Source organism: Pseudorhodobacter sp., from assembly GCF_030452865.1.
Taxonomy (GTDB): Bacteria; Pseudomonadota; Alphaproteobacteria; order Rhodobacterales; family Rhodobacteraceae; genus Pseudorhodobacter.
Map to the genome: position 1 here is coordinate 1 of NZ_JAKDLJ010000189.1, position 6712 is coordinate 6712.

The window sequence follows — 6712 nt, forward strand, 5'->3', positions numbered from 1 at the left end:
ACGCCGGTGATGGAGGCAAGCACAAGCCACTGGATCACCGTGGCCAGCATCACAAAAAACTCGACGTAGTTAAAATAGCGCAAAACGGAGCCTATTCACCGGGGGAAGGCACGTCAAACCGGGAAATGACCCTGTTGATCCCGACAATACCGCAATTTCGGTCAAGGGCAACGCCCGGCCCTGGCTGTCATGTCGCGCGGCGACCTGCCGTCAGGTGATCTTCTCCAAACGCTCTTTAGACATGTCACCGGGAACAATGGTGATTGGCACCGGCAGCGCGCCGGAATTCCGGCTCATCTGCGTGACCAGCGGGCCGGGGCCGCTTTTGTCATTGCCGGCACCCAGAACCAGCACCCCGATTTGCGGATCTTCGCGCACCTGCGCCAGAATCTCGGTTGCGGGGTCGCCTTCGCGGATGACCAGTTCAGGGTTCACGCCCTGCTTGTCGCGCATCCATTTTGCGAACACCTCAAAATGCGCTTCGATCCGTTCGCGCGCCTCGGCACGCATCAGGTCGGCGACACCCATCCAGTGCTGAAATTCCTCCGGTGGGATAACAGACAGGATCTGCACGCCTGCCCCGGTATGGGCCGCCCGCAATGCGGCAAAGGGCATTGCATTCAAACACTCACGGCTGTCGTCCAGCACCACCATAAACTTGCGCATGTCATTCCCCGCCGTTGCAGCGGGATAATGGACGAGATGCCCCCCTGCTGGCAAGCCTTCGTGGCTGAAGCGGCGTCACGCCGCATGTTTGCCCTGCCACATCGCCAGATGCTGCTTGATCGACGGAAAGTAGAACAAAAGCCAGCCGGTCGTCATGAACACAAAGATCATTGCCGGGATCCACAGCACCGAAAACACCAGCCCGACCCCCCCGGTCAGACGCAGGGCGGCAACCGGCGGCATGATCTTGCGCAGCAGGATGTGGAGCAACCTGCCGCCATCCAGCGGCTGCACCGGCACCATGTTGAAAATGCACAGCGCCAGATTGAGAAACGCAAAAGTTCCGAGCCAATAGAGCACTTCAAACGTCAGATACCCGGTCTGATCCGTCGCCTGCCCATAACCCCAGTTCGCGACAAGTGAGGCGATGGCCCAAAGTGCCAGGTTCACAATCGGACCCATCGGTACGATCAACTCGTCCTGTTTATAGGTCGATGGGCGATGTTCACAAAAGCCGCCACCGCCAAAGATCACGATACGGCGCACCGCAATTCCCTGCACCCGGCAGCCCCAGGCGTGGCCCAACTCATGCAGAAAGATCGACAGCAGCAACAAGCCGACCAGGATCAGCGCATCAATGATCGCTCGCGTCGAATGGGCGGAAAAGATTACATAAATTCCGATCAGAATGACGATAGAACGCCGGATTTCTACGGGGAAGCCAAGCCGGGTGTAGAAGGTATAAAAGCTGCTGTCGTTGCCGAACATGCCCTGTCCCTACGCCCCGGCACTATGCGCCCAGTCCCAATAGAGATCGCGCGCGCGGCGGGTGACCGGGCCGATCTGGTACTGGCTGTGGTCAAACGCCTTTACGGGGGTGATCTTGGCGAAGTTGCCGGACAGGAACACCTCATCCGCGGCGCTGAAATCGTCAAAGCCCAGCACGGTTTCCACCACCTCCACCCCATCGGCGCGCAGGTTGGTGATGTGGCGGGCGCGGGTAATGCCGGAAAGGAATGTGCCATTGGCAATCGGGGTGAATGCGACACCATCCTTGACCATGAACACGTTGGCCGTGGCAGTCTCCGCCACATTGCCCAAGGCATCGGCCACCAGCGCATTGCCAAAGCCCTTGGCTTTCGCCTCCATCAGCATCCGCGCATTGTTGGGGTAAAGACAGCCTGCCTTGGCGTTGCAAACGCTGTCCTCCAACACCGGGCGGCGAAAGCGGGTTTTGGTCAGCGTGGTTGCATTTTCAAATGCAGGCATCGCGACTTCCTCAAGCGAGATTGAAAATGCAGTTGAATTTTCCTTGGGTGCCACCCCCAGTTCAGACCCGTCAATCGCCCAATACATCGGGCGGACATAGACCGCCTCGCCGGGACCAAAGGCGCGCAATCCGTCGCGGATGATCGCCTCCATCTCATCGGTCGCAACTGTCGGGGTGATCATCAGGGCTTCGGCGGACCGATTGGCGCGGGCGCAGTGTTTCGCCAGATCAGGCACCACCCCGTCAAAAAAGCGAGCGCCGTCAAAGATTGACGAGCCTTGCCAAATCCCATGATCGGCGGCGCGCATCACGGCGATATTACCCTCATGCCATTTGCCTTCAAAATAGGTGCGGGAGTTCTTGCCCATTGCCATGATCTGTCCTTTCGCGTTGCGACTGTTAAAGCACCGATGGCGCATCCCGTCCAGTCAGGCAAAGCGCCTTGCGGCATCCAGCGCAAGTCCGGTGCCGACGCTCCCCAGCAAATCCCCGGTCGCAAGCCGCACGCCGGGCAAAGCCGCGCGCACTGTGTCCTGAATGGTCGGCAGGCTGGAGGAGCCGCCGGTCATGAATACCGTTCCGATCTGATCGCCGCGAAGCCCCGCCCGCGCCAGAACCTCCGCAATCGCATCGGAAATCCGGTTCACAGGTTTCGCCACCGCAGTTTCAAAAGTCGTGCGGCTTGCCTCGGTGTCCACCCCGATCATATCTGCCAGCCGAATCGGCGTTGCCAGTGTTTCCGACAACTCGATCTTCGCCGCCTCCACCGCCATCGCGATGGAATGACCCCGCCGTTTTTCGATCACTCGGATCAACCGGTCGATCAGGACGGGCTCTGCTGCATCATATTTGATCTGTCCCAGATCGGTCAGCGCGCGGCCTGCATAAAGAAAGTTGATCCGGTGCCATGTCGCAAGGTCAATGTAGTAGTGCATCGGCATCGGCGTCTTGCCCTTGTTGATCAGAGAGCCAAGGCCAAGCGTCGGCATCACTTGTGTCAACGAAAGCAATCGGTCAAAGTCGGTGCCGCCGACGCGAATCCCGTGACTACCCAGGATATCCGCGTCTCGGTCCGCCCGGCTGCGCCCCTCCGGCGAAACCCGCAGGATCGAAAAGTCAGAGGTGCCGCCGCCGATATCGACGATCAGCACCAACTCCTCCGCATCCACGCTGGATTCGTAGTGGAGCGCGGCAGCGATGGGTTCAAACTGAAAGGCGATATGCTCAAAGCCGACATCGCGCGCGATCTGCTCCAATACATTCTGCGCCGCGCGGTCGCCTTCGGCGTCGTTTTCGACGAAATGCACCGGGCGGCCCATGACGACATGGCGCGTACCGGGTTGCACTGCCTCTAACCTGTCGCGCATATGCCCGATAAATCGCCCCAGAATGTCTGTGAAAGCAACCGAGCGAGTGCCCAATCGTGTCTTTTCATGGATCAGCGACGATCCGAGCGCCGATTTCAACCCGCGCATCAAGCGCCCATCTTCGCCGCTGGTATAGGCGGCTATTGCAGCGCGGCCAAAGACGGGGGGCAGGCCATCCGCATCCCAAAACACCGCAGAAGGCAAGGTGACAGAGCCGCTTTCCAACGCAATCAACTGCGCACGCCCGTTCTGCATCACGGAAACCGTCGAATTTGACGTGCCGAAATCCACGCCGCAAACCTGCAATGCCTCTGCCATGTCTTGCCTTTGGGCCGGTTGGGAAAGGCGCGTGGTTTAGGGTTTCTTGCGCGGGGTGTAAAGCCGCGATTCCTTTGGTGACATGACCAGAAACCCTAAACAGGCCGCGACCGGATCATTCCCACGATATCATAGACCTGATCGACAATCGGGCGGGCGATGGCGTTGGCGCGGTCCGCGCCTTCACCAAGTATGCGGTCAATTTCTGCTGCGTCTTGCATCAGACGGTTCATTTCCGCCGTGATCGGCCCCATCACGGACACTGCCAGATCCGCCAGCGCCGGTTTGAAGGCACCAAACTGCGCGCCGCCGTGGTCTTCAAGCACCTTTTCCGGCGTGATCCCCGCCAGGGCTGCGTAGATGTTCACCAGATTGCGCGCCTCTGGCCGGTCCTTCAGCCCATCCAGATCGTGCGGGAGGGGTTCCGGGTCGGTCTTGGCCTTGCGGAACTTCTTGGCAATCGTATCGGCATCGTCGGTCAGATTTATGCGGCTTTGGTCCGACGGGTCGGATTTCGACATTTTCTTGCTGCCGTCCCGCAGACTCATCACGCGCGTCGCTGCCCCTTCGATCATCGGTTCTGTGATCGGGAAGTAGTTGACGCCGAAATCATTGTTGAACTTCATCGCGATGTCGCGGGTCAATTCCAGATGCTGTTTTTGATCGTCACCTACCGGAACATGCGTCGCCTTGTAGGCCAGAATATCCGCCGCCATCAGCGCGGGATAAGCGAACAGGCCAAGCGAGGCGTTTTCGGTATCCTTGCCTGCGGTCTTGTCCTTCCATTGGGTCATCCTGCCCATCCAGCCCATCCGCGCCACGCAATTGAAAATCCACGCCAATTCGGCATGGGCGGTCACCTGGGACTGGTTGAACAGGATCGACCGCGCCGGATCGACACCTGAAGCGATGAATGCCGCCGCTGCTTCGCGCGTCTGCTGGCGCAGTTTCGCCGGGTCTTGCCAGACGGTGATGGCGTGCATGTCCACAAGACAATAGATCGTCTCGATCCCCTCATTCTGCTTTTCGGCAAAACGCTTCAATGCGCCAAGGTAATTGCCAAGGGTCAAGCCGCCTGAAGGCTGGATGCCCGAAAAGATGCGCGGGGAAAAAGCCTGAGGCGTTTGGACCGGCTCAGCCATAAGTCATACTCCATCTGGAAACTGTGTTGCAAAGGGCTTACCCTTGCCGTGACGGGGCGTCAATCTGGCAGCCCTCGGTAACTTCTTGAGGCCCGATGCAAAGCGATCCGAACGCCGCCCCGCTGAACCCGCTGCCGCCCGTGATCTGGTTGCTGGCGCTGCCGATCATCGCGATGGAGGTGGTGGTCAACCTCGCCGCGTCGGGGTTTGTCGGCGGCGCGCAGGGCGTGGGCTGGCGGCTGGATGCGATCCAACGCTTTGGCTTTTCGCCCGATTACATGCGCCAGATGCTGGAGCTTGGGAGTTACCCGCCACAAGGGATGCTGCGGCTGATCAGTTATCCGCTGGTGCATTACAACGTCACGCATACGCTGTTTGTTGTCGTATTCCTGCTCGCCCTGGGCAAAATGGTGGGGGAGGTGTTTCGCGTTTGGGCGGTGTTGCTGGTTTTCTTCGGCGCGGCTGTGGCGGGCGCGCTGGCCTATACCGCCGTTCCCGTGATCCACGCGCCGCTGATCGGAGGCTACCCGCCGGTCTACGGCCTTATCGGCGCGTTTACCTTCCTTTTGTGGACCAATCTGGCAGGCACCGGCAGCAGCCAATACCGCGCGTTTGCGCTGATCGCCATGCTGATGGGGATCCAACTGCTGTTCGGATTGCTGTTCGGCGGCGGCTGGGATTGGGTCGCCGAACTCGCCGGTTTCTTCGCGGGGTTCCTCTTGTCGTTTGTCGTCAGCCCCGGAGGTTGGGGCAGGGTGCGGGCGAAGATACGGCAGAGGGGGTGAGGGGGCTACCCATGGGCGGTTGCCGCCGCCTCAATGTCCGATGCGAATTGATAAATGTCGGACAATGTCTGAATCAGATGTTTGGTTTCGGCCTTTTGGCCATCAAAAATTCCAATTGAATTGCTGTTCTTGGCATTGAAATAGAACCGACAGATAGGTTTACGGTTGTTGTCGTCCAAAAAGACGCTGCAGTAGGTTTTTGCATCGCGCATGGTGATCCGGTCTATTGCGACAGATTTCGCGCAAATCGCCCGAACAATCATGAACGCCTGAACCTCCTCTTCAGTCGTGATTATATCGCTTGGAGGATCAGCTACTTCAACAGTCCTCAACCCCACAGATTCTTGCGGTGAAGATTCTGGACGAAAAGCAACATTCAGCTTGTCCTGAATTCGGTTACGGATAACGTCGTCGAGTGCTGATTGAATCGCGGGTTTCAACATTTCGACGACGGCTTTCGTCAACATCCCATCGTAGATTTGCCTCCCAACCAATTTCGTGAATTCTTCGTCAGGATCGACAAGTTGTTTTTTGATATAGCTTGCTGCCGCCGAAGTATATTTCAGGTTGGACGCAGCCTCCAAAATCGTATCAATTGAGAAGGTATCTTTCTGAAATCGCGAAAACTCCTGCACTTGACCCTCATCATGTGATTGAAGGTCAAAAGTGAAAAATGGTTTCTTGTCCATCTTATTAGGCTCATCAACGTCAGAGAAGAACCAAATTTCCTTACCATTTGTAAGGATTGCGAGTCGGGCCGATGTTACTGCGAAGTAGCGATAGAGCTGGCTGAATTGCGCGGAACCCAGTGACATAGAAATCGGCTTGACCTCAATCAACACCGATAATTTTCCGTCAATATTCAACGCAAAATCAACTTTTTCACCTTTTTTGAGGCCGACATCAGCGATGAATTCCGGAACGACCTCTTCAAGATTGAAAACGTCAAACCCCAATGTCTGGATTAGTGGCAACACAACAGAGGTTTTTGTCGCCTCCTCCGTCAAAGCAAGTTTGGTTGCGTGCTTTGATCGTTTCGACAGGTCTTTAACACGTTCAATAAAGTCCATGATCACCTCTGCGCTGATACCTCCATATGAAACTGTGCGATTGGTGTTGGCAAGTCAAAGTTGATAATCAGAAATTCTCATTCAATCCCGAGTA

The 6712-nt window shown here is 57.2% G+C and carries 7 protein-coding genes; 1 reads left to right on the forward strand and 6 read right to left on the reverse strand.

Going from position 1 to position 6712, the window contains the following annotated elements; all coding sequences use genetic code 11:
• Window positions 1-210 precede the first annotated feature (210 nt).
• The 5 genes from L0H65_RS11755 to trpS form a co-directional block, all read right to left on the reverse strand.
• The gene (locus tag L0H65_RS11755) at window positions 211-666 is read right to left on the reverse strand and encodes a universal stress protein (protein WP_301459214.1); all 456 of its coding nucleotides are present in this window, start codon (window positions 664-666) and stop codon (window positions 211-213) included.
• A gap of 75 nt (window positions 667-741) precedes the next feature.
• The gene (locus L0H65_RS11760; RefSeq protein WP_301459216.1) at window positions 742-1434 is read right to left on the reverse strand and encodes a site-2 protease family protein; all 693 of its coding nucleotides are present in this window, start codon (window positions 1432-1434) and stop codon (window positions 742-744) included.
• A 9-nt stretch (window positions 1435-1443) separates the two neighbouring features.
• Complete coding sequence (locus L0H65_RS11765) at window positions 1444-2310, reverse strand: branched-chain amino acid aminotransferase (RefSeq protein ID WP_301459218.1); 867 nt, start codon at window positions 2308-2310, stop codon at window positions 1444-1446.
• A gap of 54 nt (window positions 2311-2364) precedes the next feature.
• The gene (locus L0H65_RS11770) at window positions 2365-3621 is read right to left on the reverse strand and encodes an Hsp70 family protein (protein WP_301459219.1); all 1257 of its coding nucleotides are present in this window, start codon (window positions 3619-3621) and stop codon (window positions 2365-2367) included.
• 95 nt (window positions 3622-3716) lie between these two features.
• On the reverse strand, window positions 3717-4763 hold the full coding sequence (gene trpS / locus L0H65_RS11775; protein ID WP_301459221.1) for a tryptophan--tRNA ligase: 1047 nt from the start codon (window positions 4761-4763) through the stop codon (window positions 3717-3719).
• Between the two features lie 95 nt (window positions 4764-4858).
• Between trpS and L0H65_RS11780 the strand changes: the two genes are divergently transcribed.
• Window positions 4859-5548, forward strand: coding sequence for a rhomboid family intramembrane serine protease (locus L0H65_RS11780; protein WP_301459223.1), 690 nt, complete (start codon window positions 4859-4861; stop codon window positions 5546-5548).
• Window positions 5549-5553: 5 nt separating this feature from the next.
• Here L0H65_RS11780 and L0H65_RS11785 read toward each other — a convergent pair whose 3' ends face one another.
• Window positions 5554-6618 (reverse strand): type I restriction enzyme HsdR N-terminal domain-containing protein, encoded by a 1065-nt coding sequence (locus L0H65_RS11785; protein ID WP_301459225.1) that lies wholly within the window; start codon window positions 6616-6618, stop codon window positions 5554-5556.
• Window positions 6619-6712: the final 94 nt, after the last annotated feature.

Excerpts from the sequence above, each read along its gene's own strand:
- L0H65_RS11765 (WP_301459218.1), bottom strand. The coding sequence starts at position 2,310 with ATGGCAATGGGCAAGAACTCCCGCACCTATTTTGAAGGCAAATGGCAT.
- L0H65_RS11770 (WP_301459219.1), bottom strand. The coding sequence starts at position 3,621 with ATGGCAGAGGCATTGCAGGTTTGCGGCGTGGATTTCGGCACGTCAAAT.
- L0H65_RS11780 (WP_301459223.1), top strand. The coding sequence starts at position 4,859 with ATGCAAAGCGATCCGAACGCCGCCCCGCTGAACCCGCTGCCGCCCGTG.
- trpS (WP_301459221.1), bottom strand. The coding sequence starts at position 4,763 with ATGGCTGAGCCGGTCCAAACGCCTCAGGCTTTTTCCCCGCGCATCTTT.
- L0H65_RS11785 (WP_301459225.1), bottom strand. The coding sequence starts at position 6,618 with ATGGACTTTATTGAACGTGTTAAAGACCTGTCGAAACGATCAAAGCAC.
- L0H65_RS11755 (WP_301459214.1), bottom strand. The coding sequence starts at position 666 with ATGCGCAAGTTTATGGTGGTGCTGGACGACAGCCGTGAGTGTTTGAAT.
- L0H65_RS11760 (WP_301459216.1), bottom strand. The coding sequence starts at position 1,434 with ATGTTCGGCAACGACAGCAGCTTTTATACCTTCTACACCCGGCTTGGC.